The sequence below is a fragment of the Nocardioides sp. NPDC058538 genome (genome assembly GCF_042719275.1).
In the GTDB taxonomy this organism is placed as follows: Bacteria; Actinomycetota; Actinomycetes; order Propionibacteriales; family Nocardioidaceae; genus Nocardioides.
The window spans coordinates 51,578-70,931 of record NZ_JBHXNY010000006.1 but is presented as its reverse complement, the minus strand read 5'-3'; the positions used below and the strand labels follow the sequence as shown (position 1 = coordinate 70,931).

Below are 19,354 nucleotides of genomic sequence, written 5' to 3'. Positions count from 1 at the left end.
AGCCTGTCCGAAGCGGAACGGGTTATTCGACGAACTCCGAGACCGTACGCGGCGTGGCCGCCGCCGCCAGGGCGACGGCCGTCTCGAGCGGCACGTCCGGGATGCCGACGTGCTCCTGGCCGGCCGCGGTCATCGCGGTGACCTGGGCCAGGCCGATGCGGCGGTCGAAGAAGGTCTGCCTGACCCGCCATCCGATGATGCCGTCGGTCTGCAGTGCGGTGCGTACGGCGGTGTAGGAGCCGGAGCGGACCACCAGGTAGCGGTCGGTGAGCGCGTGGCCGAGGTGGCGGTGACGCAGTTCGGCACCGAGCACCCCGAGAACGAGGGCCAGCACCAGCATGGCGACCGGGATCCACCAGAGCCAGACGTCGCCGAAGACGCCGATCAGCACGGTCGGGACCAGCGCGACGAGCGTCCATACGACGGTGGCGACGACCGCCCGGAACCAGTAGCGCCGGCGTGGCCGGGGCCCATGGCCGGTGAGCGCCGCCGAGAACGCATCCTCGCCGAGGATGTCGGTGCCGACCTCGGAGACGACCTGCTCCGGGGCCGTCGGCAGGACAGCGGGGGAGTTGTCCTCGAGCCCGGTCGTCAGCAGGTTGAGGTCGGCGCCGCCGGCCAGGCCGATCAGCGGGCCGACGGTGGAGGTGGCGCCGCGTACCTTCGCCTCTTCGACCGTCGTCGCGCGGGTGCTGGTCAGGCCGAAGCTGCGCCGCAACGTGGTGCCCTCCCGGCCCTGCTCGCGCACGACCTGGAGGTCCCACCAACGCACCGCGTAGCCGACGCACGACCCGATCGCCCACACCGCGGCCGCCCCGACGATCGCGATCGGGATGGCGATGAACAGCATGCGTGCGACCTCGTCGACCGGGACGCCGTTGACCTCGCCGTTGGTGACCCGGACTCCGAAGGACCCCCACGGGATCAGGTCGGAGAAGGCACCGAAGACCGCACCCAGACCGCCGACCGCGATCGCGAGGTTCTTGAGGTTGAGCGGGGCGTACCTGATCCAGGACCAGTCGAGCTTGGCGATGACCTCGCCTTCGGACGGGGTCTCGGCGGGCTCGGTCTCTGGCGATGAACCTTCAGCTGAGGGCGCGGCGGACGCGGCTGGCGCGGATGTCGATGTCGCTGGGGCCGCGTGCAGGAGCTCGCGTCGCAGCCGCGCGGCGGCGTCCTTGGTGAGCGAGTCGAGGGTGATCTGGCCCTCGTCGACCCCGGTGCCGACATTGACCTTGGTGACCCCGAGCGCGCGATGGATGAGGGTCGAGCTCAGGTCGACACTGCGGACCCGGTCGAGCCGCGCGGTCAGGGTGGTGCGGTTGAGCAGACCCTTGCGTACCTCCAGGTGGGTCGGCGTCACCCGATAGCTCGTGGTCAGCCACGGGACCATGCCGGCCAGGGCAGCGACCACCGCGATGCCGGCCGCGACCAGCAGACCGATGAACACGTTCGCCTGCCCTGCACCGAAGGCACCGACCGCGGCCGGGATGATCGCTTGGCGCAGCGTCGAGAGCGGGCTGACGACCGCGGTCCAGCCGGCCAGCCGCTGCCACTCCGCATCCGGAACGACCGGAGCGTCAGGGACCTCAGAGACCTCGCGAATCTCAGGAACGTCAGGGACCTCGGGCGTGCTCACGTCGCGTCCTCAGGCGTCGCCGCGGTGATCGCCACCAGCTTCGCGACGACCTCGAGCGCGAGCGCGTCGTCGAGGCAGGCGATCTGGACGATGCCGGCGGAGGAGGCGGTGGAGACCTTGACCGTACGCAGCCCGAACCGCCGCATCAGCGGCCCCTGGGTCGAGTCGACCGTCTGCACCCGGGAGAGCGGCACGATCTCGTCGACGACGGTGATCCACCCGTGGCGTACATGGACGGCGATGTCGGTCACCTCCCACCGGTGGATCCGGAACCGGATCGAGGGCACGAAGGTCAGCCCCGGCACTGGCGCCAGCACGAAGACCACGGCAGCGATCCAGAGGATCCAGGTCCAGAAGCCCTCCGGGACGAGGACCGCCGCCACGACCGCACCCACCGCGAGGGCCAGCCAGATCACGGCGCCGATCGCCTCCGCCGTACGCCAGTACGCCGGTGCGCGCTCTGAGACCTGATGTGCGGGTTCGCGCAGTCGCTGTGGTGCATCGGGGGCGTTCACGGGACGCGAGCCTATTGGGTGAGGTCCCTTTACCGTCGGAATTCGGGATCGGCGATTGCGGCGGCGTACCACGCGACCGAGTCGCGCGGCCGCGTGTCGGCTGGGGTCGGCGTACGTATCTCGACCCGCAGTCGCGGCTTCGCAGGCTCAGCCGCGCGCTCGCTCGATCTCCTCGTGTTCCCCGAAGCAGGCTTCGGGGAGGCTCGGACCTAGGATTGTCGATCGTGGCACTCACCATCGGCATCGTGGGACTTCCCAACGCGGGCAAGTCGACCCTCTTCAACGCTCTGACCAAGAACGACGTACTCGCGGCGAACTATCCGTTCGCCACCATCGAGCCCAACGTCGGTGTCGTCGGGGTGCCCGACGAGCGGCTGCCCGAGCTGGCGAAGATCTACGGCTCCCAGAAGCTGCTGCCGGCCACGGTGCAGTTCGTCGACATCGCCGGCATCGTGCGCGGCGCCTCGCAGGGTGAGGGCCTGGGCAACAAGTTCCTCTCCCACATCCGTGAGTCCGACGCGATCTGCCAGGTCACCCGGGTCTTCCGCGACGACGACGTCACCCACGTCGACGGCAAGGTCGAGCCCGCCAACGACATCTCCACCATCCAGACCGAGCTGATCCTCGCCGACCTGGAGACGGTCGAGAAGGCGATCCCGCGGCTGGAGAAGGAGTCGCGCAAGGCTCCCGACCTCAAGGCGAACCTCGCCGCCGCGGTCGAGTCCAAGGAGGCCCTCGAGGCCGGCACCCCGATCATCGCCACGAAGATCGACCGGGCGCTGATCCGCGACCTGATGCTGCTCACCGCCAAGCCCTACATCTTCGTCTTCAACTGCGACTCCGACGAGCTCGCCGACGAGGCCTTGAAGGACTCGATGCGTGAGCTGGTCGCCCCCGCCGAGGCGATCTTCCTGGACGCGAAGTTCGAGTCTGAGCTGGTCGAGCTCGACGAGGACGAGGCCCGCGAGTTCCTGGCCGACGCCGGCGTCGAGGAGCCCGGCCTGGACATCCTGGCCCGCGTCGGCTTCGACACCCTCGGCCTGCAGACCTACCTCACCGCCGGCCCCAAGGAAGTACGCGCCTGGGAGATCCCCAAGGGCGCCACCGCCCCCGAGGCCGCCGGTGTCATCCACACCGACTTCCAGAAGGGCTTCATCAAGGCCGAGATCGTCTCCTACGACGACCTCATCGCCGCCGGCTCCGTCGCCAAGGCCCGCGACCTCGGCAAGGTCCGCATGGAGGGCAAGGACTACGTCATGGCCGACGGCGACGTGGTGGAGTTCCGCTTCTCGAACTAACTTCTGGCCGAGGCGAATGTCCTCAGAGGGGGACGTACGGCAGATGGAGCGCATGTACGAGGAGCATCATCCCGACTCGCCCGTGCTGGAGTGCGTGTGGCAAGCGCGAGCGAGTCGGGACGAGCGCTACCTCGTCCCGGCGGTCGAGTACTGGGATCTATGGTTCACCCGTGCGCCAGACGGAGAGCTACGCGCTGGACTGGCAGGTCCGACCCTTGGTCACCGCTGGGTCCGTTCCACGATCGGGGAGCACAGCTGGGGCATTCAGCTGAAGGCTCATGTCGTCCTGCCTGGAGTGAGCAAACAGCTCCTGCTCGGCGGGGAGCAGCAGCTCGTTGTCGAGGCCGGGCAGGTCGCACTTGCGCGGCATGCCGTGCCGTTCCCGGAGTACGCGCACCTCGAGGCGTTCACCGATCGACTTCTGGAACTCGACGTCCTTCGCTGCGACGACGGTGTTCGACGCGTGCTCTCGGGCGATGATGCGGGTTACTCGGAGCGGCACCGGCAGCGCCGGGTCCGCGCCGCAACAGGGCTTACGCAGAAGCAGATCCAGCAACTGTCCCGGGCGCGTGAAGCGTTTGCTCTGCTGATGCAGGGCGTGCCGCCGATCGAGTGCGCTGCACGCTGCGGTTTCGCGGACCAGGCTCACCTGATTCGTTCTCTGAGAGTCTTCCATGGCCAGACGCCGGCCCAGGTGCTGTCCGGTCGATGATGGCGGAATTGTTCAATACACTGATATTAGCTCGGTGATGGACTGAGGACATCGCATCCACCACCAGGACAGGAGCAAACGATGTCTGCACCCGCCGCCCCCGAGGGCTATGCCACGGTAAACCCCTTCATCATCACGGCAGACGCCGTTGAACTGACCCGGTTCGTGATTGAGGTCTTTGATGGCGAGGAACGCGCAGAGGCCCGCACCATCGATGAGGACGGGCTCCTTCTGCAGGCCGAGGTGCGCGTCGGCACGACCACCATCATGCTCGCCGAGCGCAAGCCGGGCTGGCCTTTCACGCCGAGCATGCTCCAGGTCTATGTCGATGACCTCGACGCGGTGCTCGAGCGCGCCCTCGCGCGTGGGGCGCGTCTGGTCACGAAGCCGACCGACTTCTTCGGCACCCAGTTCGCCCGCGTGCAGGACGCGAGCGCGAACTTGTGGTGGATCTGGCAGCACGGTGATGCGGTCTGGGATGCCCAGGACGGTGAGAACGAGTGGGCGGCCGAGGGCACCGATGAGGGATGGGATGATGAGTCGCCCGAGCTCGCCTATATCCACGACACGCTGCTGGAAGCGATGACCGACTTGCGTGACCCGCAGGGCTCGCACCGCTGACCCGGGCCGATCGGCCAGAGGCTGCTCCATGCCGCACGCGGTGGAGTTCCGCTTCAACGGGTGAACCTCCGGGCCCGAGCCTCTGCGGGAGATACTCGCGTCATGACTGTCGACGGTCTGATCGCGTCGGGGCTGTTGCCGACTGACGACGCGGAGTGGTCGCCGGTCGCCGGCGGAGAATCCGGTGCCACTGTTCTTCATGACCGTGAGGCGGCGCGCTATGCGAAAGTCGTTCCTGCTGCGGCGCAGGACCTGGCTGCGGAACGAGAGCGGATCACCTGGCTCGGCGAGGAAGGTCTCCCCGTCGCCTCTGTGCTCGACTGGCGCTTGACAGGCGATGGCGCGTGCCTGATCACCAGTGCGGTGGCCGGAGTCTCGGCCGACCAGCTGGATGCCGTTGCGCTTCGACGCGCCTGGCCGAGTATCGCCGAGATCGTTCGTACGCTGCACGGCCTTCCTGTGGAGGAGTGTCCCTTCGACAGGGGCCTTGGGACGATGATGCCGCTCGCACGTGAGGTGGTGGCCGCGGGTCGGGCCCAGGCTGAGTTCCTGCCAGTAGAGCTGCAGCAGGTGCCGCCGGCGATGATTCTCGACGGGATCGAGGACGAGCTGCCGCAGCGTACGGTTCAAGAACGCGGCGCGTCTGTCGTGTGCCACGGCGACCTCTGCCTTCCGAACATCCTCGTGGATCCGGACACGATGCGCGTATCCGGACTGATCGACCTGGGGCGGCTCGGTCGTGCGGATCCGTACGCTGATATCGCGCTGCTGCTGGGGAACGCTCGTGAGACATGGCGTGATGAGGCCACCGCTTCCCGGGCCGATCGTGAGTTCGCCGAGCTGTACGGGATCCGTCTCGACGCCGAGCGTCGGAGCTTCTATCTGCGTCTCGACCCACTGACCTGGCCTGGCTGAACACTCAGGCGATAGCGGTACGCCCCGCGGCTACCCCATCCGGCGCGTCGCTCACGGATCGAGCGGTGGCTCCGCTGGGGTTCGGCGAATGGCGCAGCTCATGAGTGGGGGCCGTCGGAGTGATCCGCATGGGTGATACTGAGCGGGCATGACACGTCCCCGCCTCAACCCAACACTGGAGGTTCCATGCCCAAGGGCTACTGGGTCAGCGCCTACCGCACCATCTCAGACCCCGAAAAGCTGGCCGCTTACAACAAGCTGGCCCCGCAGGCCGTCAAGGCAGGGGGCGGTCGGGTACTCAGTCGTGGCAGTCGGGTCGAGGCGCATGACGCCGGAATCGCCGAGCGCACCGTCCTGATCGAGTTCGACAGCTTCGAGCAGGCCGTCGCGACGCACGAGAGCGCCGCCTACCAGGAGGCGCTGGCCGCCCTCGCCGGCGGCGTCGAGCGAGACTTCCGCATCGTCGAAGGCCTCGACTGACCGAGGTCGTGACCGACGCCGGGGTGAAGGAGCCCTGCCTCGGCATCCGGGCCCGTGCGGCTACCCCGAGGGCAGCAGCGCCCGGGTGAGGGATCATTTGGCGTCGTCGCTCACTCTGCTGGAGGCGTGGTCGCCACGGAGCTGGCACGGCTCGCCGCGGGTCGAGTGGCCGCAGTGCTCGGAGTCGCCGCCGTGATCCCCGCTTCCGGTGGATCTTTCGCCTCGTCGCTGCCGTTCCCCAACAAGGTCGTTCGTCCTCTGATCCTCCGCGTCGCGGGAACCCGACCACCCGAGTCAGTGATCCGCAAGGGCCTCGCCGCGGGGCTCGACGAAGAGACCGTGCAGCGGCTGATCGCCGACCTCGAACCCGAGCCGGTGAAGTACTTCACCACCCGCACGACGGGGCACGACGCGATGCGCGCGGTGCCGCTCAAGAAGTACGTCGTCACCACCAATGATGCCGAGCTGACCGTCAGTATGCAGCGAGGCTACGCAGGGCGGCTCGGCGCAAGCGGCGTGACCGAGATCGCCAGCGCGCACCTACCAATGATCACCAACTCTGCCGAGGTGATCGCCGCCGCGCAGGACCTTGCCGAGAGCCACCCAACCGTTTGAACCGCCTCTGGAGGCAACCGATGAGCGTATGGGCCGAATCCGTCAAGCGTGGCTGGGCGAACCTGGTGGGACCGGAAGCCACTCGTGCGAACACCACGATCGCCCTCGGGTCCGCAGTCGTCGGACTGGCCGGGGCAGCGATGTGGGCGAAGCGCAGTGGAGCGGGCGGCGGGTCGACGACGACCATGGCCGTACTGGCTGCCGACCTGATCGGTGGCGCGTATGTGAACAACACTCGCGCGTCCGTCCGATGGTACGAGCGTGCCGGCCAGGGCGATGCCGATCACCTCAGGTTCGCAGCGCTGCACGGACATCCTGCCGTGGTCGCCTGGGCGGACCATCGCGTGGGTGCCCGCGACAACGTCGTCGCCTGGGCTGCGGCCCAGTACGGCTACATGATGCTGTCCACCGCCATCATCCGACGTTCCCCGACCCATCGGCGCAGCCTGGGGCTGGCTCTGACCGCTGGTGGTCTCGTTCTCGACCGTGCACTGGGGCGCTCGACCGTCGCGCCATGGTTCGCCTGGTCCTACTACCCCAAGCTGCTGATGGGGCATGCCGCAGGATCGCTCTGCCCAGAATCAGACATCGGCGTGGCTGAGCCCCGCCAAGGATCGGCAGGTGCCACGGATCGAGCTCACCACTGAGGTCCCGCTCGGTCGGGCGGTTGCTGAACGCCCTCGTGCTGACCCGGTACATGACGAAGCTGCTGGGGCAACGGAACGTGTGGTTGGTCGACGCCCTCTCCACGTCGGAGGTCTGATCGCCAGGGGAGCCCGAAGTCACCCAGGACTGTTAGTGCAACCTTGGGGTTGCTATTCGGCGTGAGGCGTGCCAGAGTGGCATGCAACCATTGGGTTGCAGATGCCTGGGGGAAAGATGTCTCATCGACAGGGGTGTTCGGTAACGGGCGGTTCACGAGCGGCGATCGCGCTGAGCGCGCTGTTCACGGGAACGCTGGTGATGGGGTGTGCCGAGATGCTCGTGATGGGCATGCTCGACCTCATGGCTGAGGACCTGGCCGTCCCGGTCCCGGCGGTGGGCGTGCTGGTCTCGGCGAATGCCCTCGGGATCGCGGTTGGCGGCCCGCTTCTCGCCTTCCTCACCGCCCGCCTCGACCGGCGTACGGTATTGCTGGCCGCGATCACGGCATTCACCGGGCTCAACCTTCTTCCCGCGCTCGGTGCCGGCTTGGAGGCCTTCATCGCCGCCCGGGTCGTGATCGGCGCCGTGGAGGGGCTGTTCATCGCGGCCGCCATCACCACGGCGACAGCGATCGTGCCCCCGGAACGGGCTGGCCGAGCGATGGCGGTGGTGATCTCCGGGTTCGCCGTCTCCGGCGCGGTGGGAATGCCGTTGGGCCGGCTCCTCGGCGAAGCCGTCGGCTGGCGGGCATCGTTCCTCGCCGTCGTCCTGGCGTCCACGCTCGCCCTTGTGGTCGCGTTCCTGGTGGTTCCCCGGGTTCCTGCAGCGAGCGAGGTCGGAATGCTCGGCCAGCTGCGGCTTGCCTTTGCCCCGCGCGTGCTCGCGGTGCTGGCGGTCGGCGTGCTGCTGTTCGCCGGCGTCTCTGCGGCGCTGACCTACCTTGTCCCGTTCCTGGGTGGTGTGGCCGAGGTCTCGGGGCCTTGGATCGGAGCCTGCCTGATGGGCTACGGCATCGCCGCCGCAGTCGGGTCGTTGGCCGGTGGAAGGTTCGCCGACATCGGTGCCGCATGCGCCCTGACAGTCGGCGCCGTCGGCTCCGCGGCGTCACTCTTCGCGATGGTCCAGTGGGGGACGAGCGCCGTCGTCGCGGTTCTCTCGGTCCTCTGCCTCGGCATGTGCAGCGCGGGCATCACTGCCCCGTGGCAGCACCGCGTCGAACGCCTCGCCGGTCCTGGTGCGATCCTCGCGGCGTCGCTGCCCGCCTCCGCCGGAAACTTTGGTGACGCCATCGGCGCCTTCACCGGAGGGCAGGCGCTCACCGTCGGCGGCATCGACGCAGCTCTCCTCACCGCTGCGGTCCTCGCCGCCGTCGCCGTCGCCGCCGCGATCGCCAGCCGCTCGCTGCGTCCCGCGTCCTCAACTTCGACCGAACCAGATCGGACACCGGAACCAGAACTCGTCGCCATCCGCTGATGCCGACACGAGAGAAAAGGAAACTCATGAAGAACACACAGAACCCGCTGGCCGAGATCGAGGCCGACACGTTCACCGTGCGCCGTACGATCCACATCGAGGCCCCCCGGGAGAAGGTCTGGCGAACCGTCACGGAGCCCGAGTTGATCTCGCAGTGGTTCGGCCAGATCACTCTCACCGGTGTCGGCGTCGGCGCCGTGGGTACGATCGGCTGGCCGGGTGAGCGCAGAGTGCCGATCCGGGTCGACACCTTCGATCCGCCCTCGGAGGTGTCCTACCGCTGGTGCAACGAGGAGGGTCCGCTGCCGGAGGCGGTCGACGAACAGCGCTCGACGGTCTTCCGGTTCACCCTCGAGGCAACCCCTGGCGGGACTCAGCTCACCGTCGTCGAGACGGGCTTCGAGCACACCAGCGACCCGGCAGGGCTCATGACAGACCATCGTGGCGGCTGGGACGAGGAGCTCGACAAGCTCGTCGCCCTCCTCGAGCAGACCTCATGAACAACGGCGATATCGTGGACCAGGTCGTGGTCGACATCTGCAGCGCACTCGGCGACGAGAGCCGATGGAGCATCCTTGCCGCTCTGGGGGAGGGCGACGCCTCGGCGTCCGCCCTCGCTCGGCGCCTGCCCATCACCCGGCAAGCCATCGCCAAACACGTCGCCGTCCTGCACGAGGTCGGCCTGGTGGAGACCGTCCAGGCCGGGCGTGAGGTCCAGTATCGGGTCGTCGGCTCCGGACTCAGCACCGTCGCCCGACGCCTCGATGCCATCGGCATCGAGTGGGACCGTCGCCTTGCTGCCATCAAGCAGATCGCCGAGAACCTCTGATGACGCCCAACGGCCTTCGACCGTGTGATCGGTCTGCTCGATCACACGGCCGAAGATGAGTCACGTCCCGCCGGACGGGAGGATCCTCATCAGTCTCGAGACATCGCGGCGTGGAAGTCGCGCTCCAGGTCGAGGTAGACGTCGTCGCCGATGTTGACCTCGACCACCCTGATCTTGGCCCCGGTGAGAGCGAAGGGTGACGAGTACTCCCGCGAGACCGGGTCGGCGCCGTCCTTGCCCACGGTGAGCCCCTCGCCGCACAGCGCGAAGTGGCCGGGCTGCGTCTTCCAGTCGCCCTTGGCGACCGCCTGGTCGTCGACGTAGAGCGTCGCCGTTCCGATCGCCTGCTGGTGCTCGCCGTGACTCTCCTTGGAGAATTCCACCCCGAGCACATGCGCTCCGGGCGCCAGCTCGGCCGGTGAGACCAGCTGCTGCTCGGGTGGGATGCCGAGGAAGTTCGATGCGTACCAGAGCTTTCGATCCTTGATGAAGAGCGTGTGCCCGCCGAAGCGGGCGCCGTTCGCGATGATCACGCCCTCGGCATCGGCCTCGAGCTCCACCTGGGCAAGGATCTTGAACGACCGGCCGCGGATCTCCGCTGCCGCGAACTCCGGGACCGGCGAGGTGTTGGGGTAGTAGCGATAGATGCCGCCCTCCGGGATGTCTGCGACCGGCATTTCCTTGACCAGGTCGGCGATGGACCGGTTGTCGAGCGGCAGTACGTCGTACTTGCCGGCCTCGACGTACCAGAGGTTGACCAGCTCCTTGACCTTCTCAGGATCCTCCGCGGCGAGGTCGTGGGCCTCTGACCGGTCGGCCTCGGAGTGGTAGAGCTCCCAGGTGTCGTTGACAAGGTCGGCCGCGGTGCCGCCGGCGTTCGGTGCGCGCCGGGCGACGACGTGCCAGCCGTCGTGCCACAGCGCTCGGGTCCCGAGCATTTCGTAGTACTGGATGACCTTCTGAGTCGGTCCATCCGCGCCGAAGCTGTACTTCATCGAGACGCCCGGAAGCGGCGACTGAGTGTACCCGAGCACCTCCTCCGGCATCTCCAGCCCGATGCATTCGAGGAGCGTGGGCACGATGTCGACGGCGTGGTGGTACTGGTTGCGCACCTCGCCGCGCGCAGCGATGGCCTTCGGCCACGAGATGACCAGCGGATCGGCGACGCCGCCCTGGTAGGTGTAGCGCTTGAACATCTTGAACGGCGTGGAGAACGCCGTGGCCCAGCCGGTCGGATAGTGGTTGTAGGTGTCCGGGGAGCCGAGCTGGTCGAGCATCGAGAGGTTCTGATCGAGGTCCTCGGGATAGGCGTTGAAGAGCTTGTTCTCGTTGACCGTGCCGTCCGGGCTTCCTTCCCCGGAGGCGCCGTTGTCGGCGCAGTACATGACGATCGTGTTGTCGAGCTGGCCGGTCTCCTCGAGGTAGTCGATGATCCGACCGACCTGGGCGTCGGTGTACTCCGAGAACCCTGCGTAGACCTCGGCGAACCGGGCGAAGAGCCGCTTCTCCTCGTCGTTGAGGGACTCCCAGGGCCGTACGTGGTCCATCGGCTGCGCAGCCTCGCCGGGCAGCGGGTTGATGTCGGTGAGCTCCGTGCCCTCGGGAAGGATGCCGCGCTCGACCATTCGTGGCAGCACCCACTCGCGGTAGGCCTCGTAGCCGTCGTCGAATTGGCCGGCGTACTTCGCGATGTACTCCTTCGGCGCGTGGTGCGGAGCGTGGTTGGCGCCGGGGCAGAACCAGAGGTACCACGGCTTCTTCGGTGCTGAGGTCAAGCTGTCGGCGATGAACGAGATCGCCTTGTCGGCAAGGTCCTTGGAGAGGTGGTAGCCGTCCTCGGGGAGGTAGGGCTGGTCGATGTAGTGGTTGTCCTCGGCCAAGGTCGGGAACCAGTTGTTGGTCTCGCCGCCGATGAACCCGTAGAAGCGGTCGAACCCGCGCGCCAGCGGCCAGTTCCGCTTGCTCGCCCCGACCGCCCACTCGTCGAGCGGGACGTTGTGGTTCTTGCCGACCCAGAAGGTGTTGTAGCCGTTCTCGCGCAGGACCTCGCCGATGGTGGCGTTCTCCATCGGGATGTGGCCGGTGTGGCCGGGGAACCCTTGGGCGCCTTCGGCGATCTGGGCGAACCCGTTCTCGTGGTGGTTGCGTCCCGTGAGCAGGCAGGAGCGGGTCGGCGAGCAGAGCGCCGTGGTGTGCCACTGGGTGTAGGTCAGGCCGTTGTCGGCGAGGCGTTGCATGGTCGGCATGTTGATGCGGCCGCCGTACGGTGACCACGCGGCCATGCCGGTGTCGTCGTAGAGAACCAGCAGCACGTTGGGAGCGCCCTCCGGGGCCGGCGGCTCGCGGAAGGGCGTCCAGTCCGGGACCGAGTCCCGCACGTCGAGATTGACGATTCCCTTGAACTGCTTGGCCATCTCGTCTCCGTCCCTGGTCGTGTGTTCCAGACACTGATCTCTTGGCGGGTCCGGTCGCATCCCCCGGTTCAGGTGAGGGACCCGAAGCCATCGCTCAGCTGATCGTGGAGGGCGGCCGCGATCGGCTAACGCCAGGGCCGGCGTCCGGGGCCGGTCGGGTGGGTGCCGGTGACGCCCATGACGACCGAGTAGAGGCTGGTCTCGGCGGTGATGAAGAGGCGGTTGCGTTTGGCGCCGCCCCAGGAGATGTTGGAGACGGCTTCGGGGACGTTCAGGCGGCCGATGAGGGTGCCGTCGGGGTCGTAGCAGTGCACGCCGTCGTTCATCGCGGCGGCCCAGAGCCGGCCGCCGTCGTCGAAGCGGAGGTTGTCGAAGCGGGCGTCGTCGCGGGCTGCGGCCTCGGCGAAGACCGATCCGTCGGAGAGGGTGCCGTCCTCGCGTACGTCGAAGACCCAGATCTTGCCTGCTCGGGTGTCGGAGACGAAGAGCTGGCGCTCGTCGGGGGAGAAGACCAGTCCGTTCGGGGCGCCGAAGCAGTCCGCGACCAAGCGGACCTCGCCGGTCGCGGGGTCGATCCGATAGACGTTGTTGGAGCCGATCTCGCTCTCGGCGCGGTAACCCTCGTAGTCGCTGGTGATGCCGAAGTCGGGGTCGGAGAACCAGATCGAGCCGTCGGACTTCACCGTCGAGTCGTTGGGGCTGTTCAGGCGTTTGCCCTGCCAGCGCTCGGCCAGCACGGTGATCGTGCCGTCGTGCTCGGTCCTGGTGACCCGGCGGTTGCCCTGCTCGCAGGTGATCAGCCGGCCCTCGCGGTCGAGAGTGTTGCCGTTCGTGTGCCCGGCAGTGCGGCGGAAGACGCCCACGTTCCCGGTCTCCTCGTCCCAGCGCAGCATCCGGTCGTTGGGGATGTCGCTCCAGACCACCTGGCGCCAGGCGGGCAGGTAGATCGGCCCCTCGGCCCAGCGGCAGCCGGTGAACAGGACCTCCAGTGCCTCGTCACCGTTCATGCACCGCCCGGTGCGGAACCGGTCGTCAAGCATCTCGTACAGCCCAGGGCGATCGCTGCTCATGGAGTCCACTCCTCATTCTTATCGGAAGACCGAACCTGAATCGGCCTGAAGCGAAGACTGCAAGATGAGGTACGGTTCGCGCAAGATATTTCTGAATGGAGTACCTGTGGACCAGATCGATCGCGAGCTGCTGGCCGAGCTCCAGCGCGACGCCACCCAGTCCTACGCCGCGCTCGGCCGAGCCGTCGGCCTCTCCGCGGGCGCGGCTCACGAGCGTGTACGCAAGCTGCGTGAGGGCGGCGTCATCCGGCGCACCACCGCCGACGTGGACCCGGCCGCCGTGGGCAGCGGCGTCCTGGCGTACGTCATGGTCGACTCGACGTCGTGGATGGGGGACTCGGCGCAGGCGTTCGCCGAGCTTCCGGAGATCGTGGAGGCGCACATCATCGCGGGCAGCGCCTCGGTGCTGGTGAAGGTCAGGACCGCGACCACCGAGCAGCTGCAGGACGTGCTGCGCCGGCTCTACGCCATCGAGGGCGTCAGCGGAACGCAGGCGACGGTGGTTCTGGAGACCTTCTTCGAGCGGCCGCTCTCGCCGCTGGTCGTCGACCAGGTCTGATACCCGAGGGGTGACTCACTCGAACCGGGTGAAGCAGTGATGGCAGGGTGCGCCAAGGGTGGACGTGGCCGACCTCCTCAGGTGCAGGTTCAGTCCTGGCGTACGTCTCGTGGTGGTCGGTGGTTGCCCGGATCCGCTGAGTAGAGGACGAGTCATGGCTGACAAGGAATTCAACGGCGTCATCAATCTGGACGTCCGGGACTCCGTTCCGGACTGGTCCCCGTACGTGCTTCCGGCAGCGAAGAAGGGCGCGCCCAACGTGCTCGTCGTCCTCTACGACGACACCGGCATGGCCACGTGGTCGCCGTACGGCGGTCGGGTCAACATGCCGACGCTGCAGCGCCTGGCCGACAACGGGCTGACCTACACCCAGTGGCACACCACCGCGCTGTGCTCGCCGACCCGTTCATGTCTGCTGACCGGCCGCAACCACACCACGAACCGGGTCGCCTCGATCATGGAAGGGACCAACGGGTTCCCGGGTCAGGCCGGCCGGATCCCTGAGGAGTGCGCCACGATCGGGCACATTTTGCAGGACAACGGCTACAGCACGTTCTGGCTCGGAAAGAACCACAACGTCCCGGAGGAGGACAACTCCGCCGGTGGCAGCCGCCAGCAGTGGCCGCTTCAGCAGGGCTTCGACCGGTTCTACGGCTTCCTCGGTGGCGAGACCAACAACTGGTACCCCGACCTGGCCGAGGACAACCACTACATCGAGCAGCCCTACACGCCCGAAGAGGGCTACCACCTCTCCAAGGACCTCGCCGACCGCGCGATCAAGATGTTGCGCGACCAGAAGGCGTCCAACCCGTCGAAGCCCTGGTACATGTGGTTCTGTCCCGGTGCCAACCACGCGCCGCACCACGCGCCGCAGGACTACATCGACAAGTACAAGGGCGCGTTCGACGACGGCTACGACGTCTACCGCGAGTGGGTGCTCGCCCGGATGATCGAGAGGGGCATTCTGCCCGAGGGCACCGAGCTGACCCCGTGGAACCCCGTGGCTGAGGACCAGGCCAACCCGGCCGACCACGTCACGCCGTGGGACGAGCTCAGCGACGACGAGAAACGGCTCTTCGCCCGGATGGCCGAGGTCTTCGCCGGGTTCAGCGAGTACACCGACGCCCAGGTCGGCCGCGTCGTCGACTACCTGGAGGAGACCGGTCAGCTGGAGAACACGATCGTGTTCTACTGCGCCGACAACGGGGCCTCAGGGGAGGGGTCGGACGCCGGCTCGGTGAACGAGAACAAGTTCTTCAACAACTACCCGGACGAGCTCGCCGAGAACCTCGCGATGCTGGACCAGCTCGGTTCGCCGGAGACGTACAACCACTACCCGACCGGCTGGGCGGCGGCGTTCAGCACGCCGTTCCAGATGTTCAAGCGGTACAGCCAGTACTCCGGTGGAACGTGTGACCCGTTGGTCATCCACTGGCCGGCCGGCATCCGGGCGAGGGGCGAGATCCGGCACCAGTACCACCACGTCACCGACATCGTGCCGACCATCCTGGAGCTCGCCGGTCTCGAGATGCCGGAGGTCTATCGCGGGGTGGAGCAGGAGCCGTTGCCGGGTGTGTCGATGGCGTACAGCTTCGACACAGCCGACGCGCCGACCCTGAAGAAGCGCCAGTACTTCTGCATGCTCGGCACCCGAGGCATCTGGCAGGACGGTTGGAAGGCGGCCGCCACCCACGCGCCGCTGACCGGGAAGGGCCACTTCGATCAGGACCGGTGGGAGCTGTACCACGTCGACGAGGACCGGTCGGAGTCGAAGAACCTGGCCGAGCAGTATCCGGAGAAGGTGCAGGAACTGGTCGCGGCCTGGTTCGAGGAGGCCGAGAAGTATCACGGACTCCCGCTCGACGACCGCTCCGCGATGGAGATGATCACCGTCGAACGACCCCAGGCCGAGCCCGCGCGCAACCGATACATCTACTACCCGGGCAGCGGCGCGGTTCCGGAGGGCGTGGCGGTCAGCGTGCGCGGCCGGTCCTACAAGATCATCGCGGACGTCGACATCAGCGACGGTGCCGAAGGCGTGATCTTCGCGCACGGCTCGCGGTTCGGCGGCCACGCGCTGTTCCTCCAGGACGGCAAGCTGCACTACGTCTACAACTTCCTCGGCATCCCGCCGGAGCAGACCTTCGTCTCCGAGCCGCTGACCCCGGGACCGCACGCGCTGGGCATGGAGTTCATCCGCGAAGGCGCGGGGCGGTACAAGGAGTCCGTCGGCACCACCAACCTGTACGTCGACGACCAGATCGTGGCCACGGGGGAGATGCGCGCCCAGGTCGGCAAGTTCACCCTGTGCGGCGATGGCCTCTGTGTCGGCTTCGACAGCGCCGATGCGGTCAGCCGCAGCTACCGGGCGCCGTTCACGTTCACCGGAGGGAAGATCCTCGGCGTCGCGGTCGACGTCAGCGACGAGAGCTACCTCGATCTCGAGACCGAAGCTCTGGCAGCCTTGGCCCGCGACTGAGCAGGAGGGATGCGTACGCCGGTGAGCTCCCCGGAGACGGTCCACAGCCGCCGGGTCCGTAGCCGCCGATGACAGCCTGGTCGGTGGCGGCGCGGAGATGGGCGTGCTGCCACGCGCCTGATCTCAGGCGGGCACCTTGTCGAGGAAGCCGCGTACGTCACGGATCCGCTGGTCCTCGTCGACCACGACCACGTCGAAGCCGATGACGACAGGCTCCTCGCCTGCCGGTCCCAGACCCCACTGGAAGCGGGCCTGCTGGTGGTGGAAGTCGACGGCGCCCACGGGCGTGAACACGAAGTCCGGGAACTGCGCGCGTACGGCCTGGATGGTCGCCCCGACGGCCTCGCGGCCCTGGACGTCGGCGAGCGGGTCCACGTAGACGCAGTCGTCGGACCAGTGCGTGGCCAGCAGCTCGGTGAGCACCGACTCGTCGGTGGCGTTCCAGGTGTCGAGGTAGCGCGTCACGATGTCGTTCATGGTGTCTTCCTTCTCTCGGATCGGTTGCCACGAGAAGGTTCGCCGCTGGTCGGTGCGCTGGTCGATAACCTCTGAGGTCATGGCCGTTGCGATGCCGGGTTGGCTAGCCTCGGGCCGTGATCTCAACCGCGACGTCACCTTCACCGTCACCGTCAGCGTCGGTCGGCAGCGAGCTTCGCCGCTGGCGCGAGCTGCGGTCCTTGAGCCAGCTTGCGCTCGCCACTCAGGCCGAGGTGAGCACACGGCACGTGAGCTACGTCGAGAACGGGCGCTCCCGGCCGACACCGGAGATGATCGTCCGACTGGCCGAGGTGATGCGGGTGCCGATGGCCGAGCAGAACCGGCTCCTGCTCACCGGTGGCTTCGCCCCTCGCTATCCGCACCGCGCGACCGACGACGACGAGCTTGCGCCGGTGATGGCCGGCCTGCGCAGCCTGTTGGACGCCCACGCGCCGTACCCGGCCCTGCTCCTCGATGACCACTGGGACATCGTCGATGCCAACGAGCCCGTCGACGGCCTGCTCACCGGCTGTGACCCCAGCCTGCTCGAGCCTCCGCTGAACGTGATCCGGCTCTGCCTGCATCCGCGAGGACTCGCCCTGCGCATCCGCAACCTGCCCGTCTGGCGCGCCCACCTGCTCCACCAGCTCGGCCAACGCATCACGCACACCGGCGGTGACCCGGCCCTGGTCGCGCTCCGGGACGAGGTCACCGCTTACCCCTCCGCCGCCGTGCCGTCCGCCCGGCCGCTGGCCGACCCGGTCGTCCCGCTGGAGGTCGACGCGGGCGACCACGTGCTGCGCTTCTTCAGCGTCGCCAGCCAGATCGAGAGCGCCGCCGACGTCACGCTCAACGGCCTCCATCTGGAGACCTTCGTCCCCGCCGACGACCGGACGCGACAGCTGCTCAGCCTGTGACCAGTCGCCACCGTTGCCTGGGCATGCGGGTCAGCTGTCGAGGGGCATACGTACGCCGGTGAGCTCCTCGGAGACGGTCCACAGCCGCTGCTGGGTCTGCAGGTCGTAGGAGAAGGGACTGGAGGTCACCAGCTTCGGATGCCCGCGGACCTCGCCCCGGCCGCCGGGCCCGTAGTACTGGCCGCCGATGACGGCCGGGTCGGTGGCGGCGCGCAGCGTGGGCAGGGCGCCCATCTCGGCGGTCTGGGCGAGCAGCGGCGCGAGCACGGCGAAGGGCACCCGAAGTGCGGCGGGGGTGTTGCGGGCGAGCTCGGTGTTGGACCCGCCGGGATGAGCGGCCACCGCGACCGTGGTGCCGTGCGGTGCGAGCCGGCGCTGAAGCTCGTAGGTGAACATCAGGTTGGCGAGCTTGGCCTGGCCGTACGCGGCGACGCGGCTGTAGGAACGCTCCCATTGCAGGTCGTCGAAGTGGATGTCGGCCCGGATGCGGTGGCCCAGGCTGCTGACGGTGACGACCCGGGAGCCGGGGACGGGGAGGAGACGGTCCAGCAGCAGCCCGGTGAAGGCGAAGTGGCCCAGGTGGTTGGTGCCGAACTGCAGCTCGAAGCCGTCCTCGGTGGCCTGCTTCGGCGTGTACATCACGCCGGCGTTGTTGATCAGGAGGTCGATCCGCGGATGGGCGGCGCGGAGGTCGGCTGCTGCTGACCGGATCGAGTCCAGGGAGGTCAGGTCGAGGACCTGGACGGAGACGTCACCGTCGATGCGCGCGGCCGCCTGCTTCCCCTTCTCGACGTCGCGCACGGCCAGGACCACGTGGGCTCCGTGGCCGGCGAGCATCCGGGCGGTCTCATAGCCCAGCCCGGTGTTGGCGCCGGTCACGATCGCCACTCTGCCGTGCTGGTCGGGGATGTGCTGCTCGGTCCAGGTCTCGCTCATTGTCCGCTCCTTAAAGAACCATCGGTCTGTTACGACAACTTAAGAGACCGGTGGTCTAATGTCAAGGGACCGGCGGTCTTTAAGTTAGGCTGGGGCTGTGACATTCCAACGGGCGCGGAGCGACGAGCAACGAGAGATCCGCCGCCGCGCGATCCTGGACACGGCGGCGGCGATGCTCGACGAGATGCCCGTGGCCGAGGTGAGTCTCAACGAGCTCAGTCGGCGGGTAGGTCTGGCCAAGTCGAACGTCCTGCGTTACTTCGAGTCGCGCGAGGCGGTGCTGCTCGAGCTGCTCGACGATTTCTTGGGGGCGTGGCTCGAGGAGCTGGCCGAGGAGCTGGCCGCGGGCATCGAGGCCGACGCGTCACCGGAGGTGCGGGCGGACCAGCTGGCCGAGGGCCTGAGCCGGTCGTTGGCGGAGCGGATGGTGCTCTGCGACCTCTTCGGCGCGCAGGGCGGCGTCCTCGAGCACAACGTCTCGGTCGAGGTCGTCAAGCGTCACAAGCGCTCCACCCACGCGAACCTCACGACCATGCTCGAGCTCGTGCGCCGCCACCTGCCCGAGCTCGGCGACGGTGCCCAGACGTTCTGCATGATGAGCCTGATCTCGGCGGGTGCCTTGGCGGCGTACGTGCCGCCGCCGCCCAGCGTCCTCGCCGCCTATGCGGACGAGCCGGACCTCGGCGTACTCCATCTGGATCTGCGCGACGCCCTGCGGACCTCGTTCACCGCGTCGCTCGTGGGCGTGCTGCCGCGCTGA

General features: G+C 67.9%; 20 protein-coding genes. 14 read left to right on the top strand and 6 right to left on the bottom strand.

Features of this window, described 5'->3' with window-relative positions:
• Positions 1-22: 22 nt before the first annotated feature.
• Entirely contained in the window at positions 23-1,639 is a 1,617-nt protein-coding gene (locus ACFWQC_RS07550) for a PH domain-containing protein (protein WP_378675307.1), read from the bottom strand.
• Positions 1,636-2,154, bottom strand: a complete 519-nt coding sequence (locus tag ACFWQC_RS07545) for a PH domain-containing protein (protein ID WP_378675305.1) — start codon at positions 2,152-2,154, stop codon at positions 1,636-1,638. The genes ACFWQC_RS07550 and ACFWQC_RS07545 overlap by 4 nt, the downstream gene beginning before the upstream one ends.
• A gap of 224 nt (positions 2,155-2,378) precedes the next feature.
• Here ACFWQC_RS07545 and ychF point away from each other — a divergent pair, with 224 nt between their 5' ends.
• The 10 genes from ychF to ACFWQC_RS07495 all read left to right on the top strand — a co-directional run bounded on the left by ychF (position 2,379) and on the right by ACFWQC_RS07495 (position 9,742).
• The gene (gene ychF, locus ACFWQC_RS07540) at positions 2,379-3,452 is read left to right on the top strand and encodes a redox-regulated ATPase YchF (protein ID WP_378675302.1); all 1,074 of its coding nucleotides are present in this window, start codon (positions 2,379-2,381) and stop codon (positions 3,450-3,452) included.
• Between the two features lie 52 nt (positions 3,453-3,504).
• Positions 3,505-4,164: a helix-turn-helix domain-containing protein gene (locus ACFWQC_RS07535; RefSeq protein ID WP_378675299.1), complete on the top strand. Its 660-nt coding sequence runs from the start codon at positions 3,505-3,507 to the stop codon at positions 4,162-4,164.
• 81 nt (positions 4,165-4,245) lie between these two features.
• Positions 4,246-4,785, top strand: a complete 540-nt coding sequence (locus tag ACFWQC_RS07530; protein WP_378675296.1) for a VOC family protein — start codon at positions 4,246-4,248, stop codon at positions 4,783-4,785.
• A 102-nt stretch (positions 4,786-4,887) separates the two neighbouring features.
• Positions 4,888-5,700, top strand: coding sequence for an APH(3'') family aminoglycoside O-phosphotransferase (locus ACFWQC_RS07525; RefSeq protein ID WP_378675294.1), 813 nt, complete (start codon positions 4,888-4,890; stop codon positions 5,698-5,700).
• A 186-nt stretch (positions 5,701-5,886) separates the two neighbouring features.
• Positions 5,887-6,180 (top strand): DUF1330 domain-containing protein, encoded by a 294-nt coding sequence (locus ACFWQC_RS07520; RefSeq protein WP_378675291.1) that lies wholly within the window; start codon positions 5,887-5,889, stop codon positions 6,178-6,180.
• Positions 6,181-6,234: 54 nt separating this feature from the next.
• Positions 6,235-6,795, top strand: coding sequence for an alpha/beta hydrolase (locus tag ACFWQC_RS07515; protein ID WP_378675288.1), 561 nt, complete (start codon positions 6,235-6,237; stop codon positions 6,793-6,795).
• A gap of 20 nt (positions 6,796-6,815) precedes the next feature.
• A complete protein-coding gene (locus ACFWQC_RS07510) occupies positions 6,816-7,442 on the top strand; it encodes a hypothetical protein (protein WP_378675285.1) in 627 nt (208 codons plus the stop codon).
• Between the two features lie 232 nt (positions 7,443-7,674).
• On the top strand, positions 7,675-8,913 hold the full coding sequence (locus ACFWQC_RS07505; protein WP_378675282.1) for an MFS transporter: 1,239 nt from the start codon (positions 7,675-7,677) through the stop codon (positions 8,911-8,913).
• Between the two features lie 26 nt (positions 8,914-8,939).
• The gene (locus ACFWQC_RS07500) at positions 8,940-9,413 is read left to right on the top strand and encodes an SRPBCC domain-containing protein (protein ID WP_378675279.1); all 474 of its coding nucleotides are present in this window, start codon (positions 8,940-8,942) and stop codon (positions 9,411-9,413) included.
• A complete protein-coding gene (locus tag ACFWQC_RS07495) occupies positions 9,410-9,742 on the top strand; it encodes an ArsR/SmtB family transcription factor (RefSeq protein WP_378675276.1) in 333 nt (110 codons plus the stop codon). Before ACFWQC_RS07500 ends, ACFWQC_RS07495 begins: the two co-directional genes overlap by 4 nt.
• 89 nt (positions 9,743-9,831) lie before the next feature.
• On the opposite strand, the gene ACFWQC_RS07490 is transcribed toward ACFWQC_RS07495, so the two are convergent.
• Together ACFWQC_RS07490 and ACFWQC_RS07485 are read right to left on the bottom strand one after the other, a co-directional pair.
• Complete coding sequence (locus tag ACFWQC_RS07490) at positions 9,832-12,156, bottom strand: arylsulfatase (RefSeq protein ID WP_378675273.1); 2,325 nt, start codon at positions 12,154-12,156, stop codon at positions 9,832-9,834.
• A 125-nt stretch (positions 12,157-12,281) separates the two neighbouring features.
• Positions 12,282-13,226: an SMP-30/gluconolactonase/LRE family protein gene (locus tag ACFWQC_RS07485; RefSeq protein WP_378675270.1), complete on the bottom strand. Its 945-nt coding sequence runs from the start codon at positions 13,224-13,226 to the stop codon at positions 12,282-12,284.
• A 106-nt stretch (positions 13,227-13,332) separates the two neighbouring features.
• On the opposite strand from ACFWQC_RS07485, the gene ACFWQC_RS07480 reads away from it, so the two are divergent.
• Together ACFWQC_RS07480 and ACFWQC_RS07475 are read left to right on the top strand one after the other, a co-directional pair.
• Positions 13,333-13,785, top strand: coding sequence for an Lrp/AsnC family transcriptional regulator (locus ACFWQC_RS07480; RefSeq protein WP_378675267.1), 453 nt, complete (start codon positions 13,333-13,335; stop codon positions 13,783-13,785).
• Positions 13,786-13,939: 154 nt separating this feature from the next.
• Positions 13,940-16,264, top strand: a complete 2,325-nt coding sequence (locus ACFWQC_RS07475; protein WP_378675264.1) for an arylsulfatase — start codon at positions 13,940-13,942, stop codon at positions 16,262-16,264.
• Between the two features lie 123 nt (positions 16,265-16,387).
• On the opposite strand, the gene ACFWQC_RS07470 is transcribed toward ACFWQC_RS07475, so the two are convergent.
• The gene (locus tag ACFWQC_RS07470) at positions 16,388-16,741 is read right to left on the bottom strand and encodes a nuclear transport factor 2 family protein (RefSeq protein WP_378675261.1); all 354 of its coding nucleotides are present in this window, start codon (positions 16,739-16,741) and stop codon (positions 16,388-16,390) included.
• Between the two features lie 116 nt (positions 16,742-16,857).
• Between ACFWQC_RS07470 and ACFWQC_RS07465 the strand changes: the two genes are divergently transcribed.
• Positions 16,858-17,658, top strand: coding sequence for a helix-turn-helix domain-containing protein (locus tag ACFWQC_RS07465; protein WP_378675258.1), 801 nt, complete (start codon positions 16,858-16,860; stop codon positions 17,656-17,658).
• Between the two features lie 30 nt (positions 17,659-17,688).
• Here ACFWQC_RS07465 and ACFWQC_RS07460 read toward each other — a convergent pair whose 3' ends face one another.
• Positions 17,689-18,594 (bottom strand): SDR family NAD(P)-dependent oxidoreductase, encoded by a 906-nt coding sequence (locus tag ACFWQC_RS07460; protein WP_378675255.1) that lies wholly within the window; start codon positions 18,592-18,594, stop codon positions 17,689-17,691.
• 97 nt (positions 18,595-18,691) lie between these two features.
• Here ACFWQC_RS07460 and ACFWQC_RS07455 point away from each other — a divergent pair, with 97 nt between their 5' ends.
• Positions 18,692-19,354 (top strand): TetR/AcrR family transcriptional regulator, encoded by a 663-nt coding sequence (locus ACFWQC_RS07455; protein ID WP_378675252.1) that lies wholly within the window; start codon positions 18,692-18,694, stop codon positions 19,352-19,354.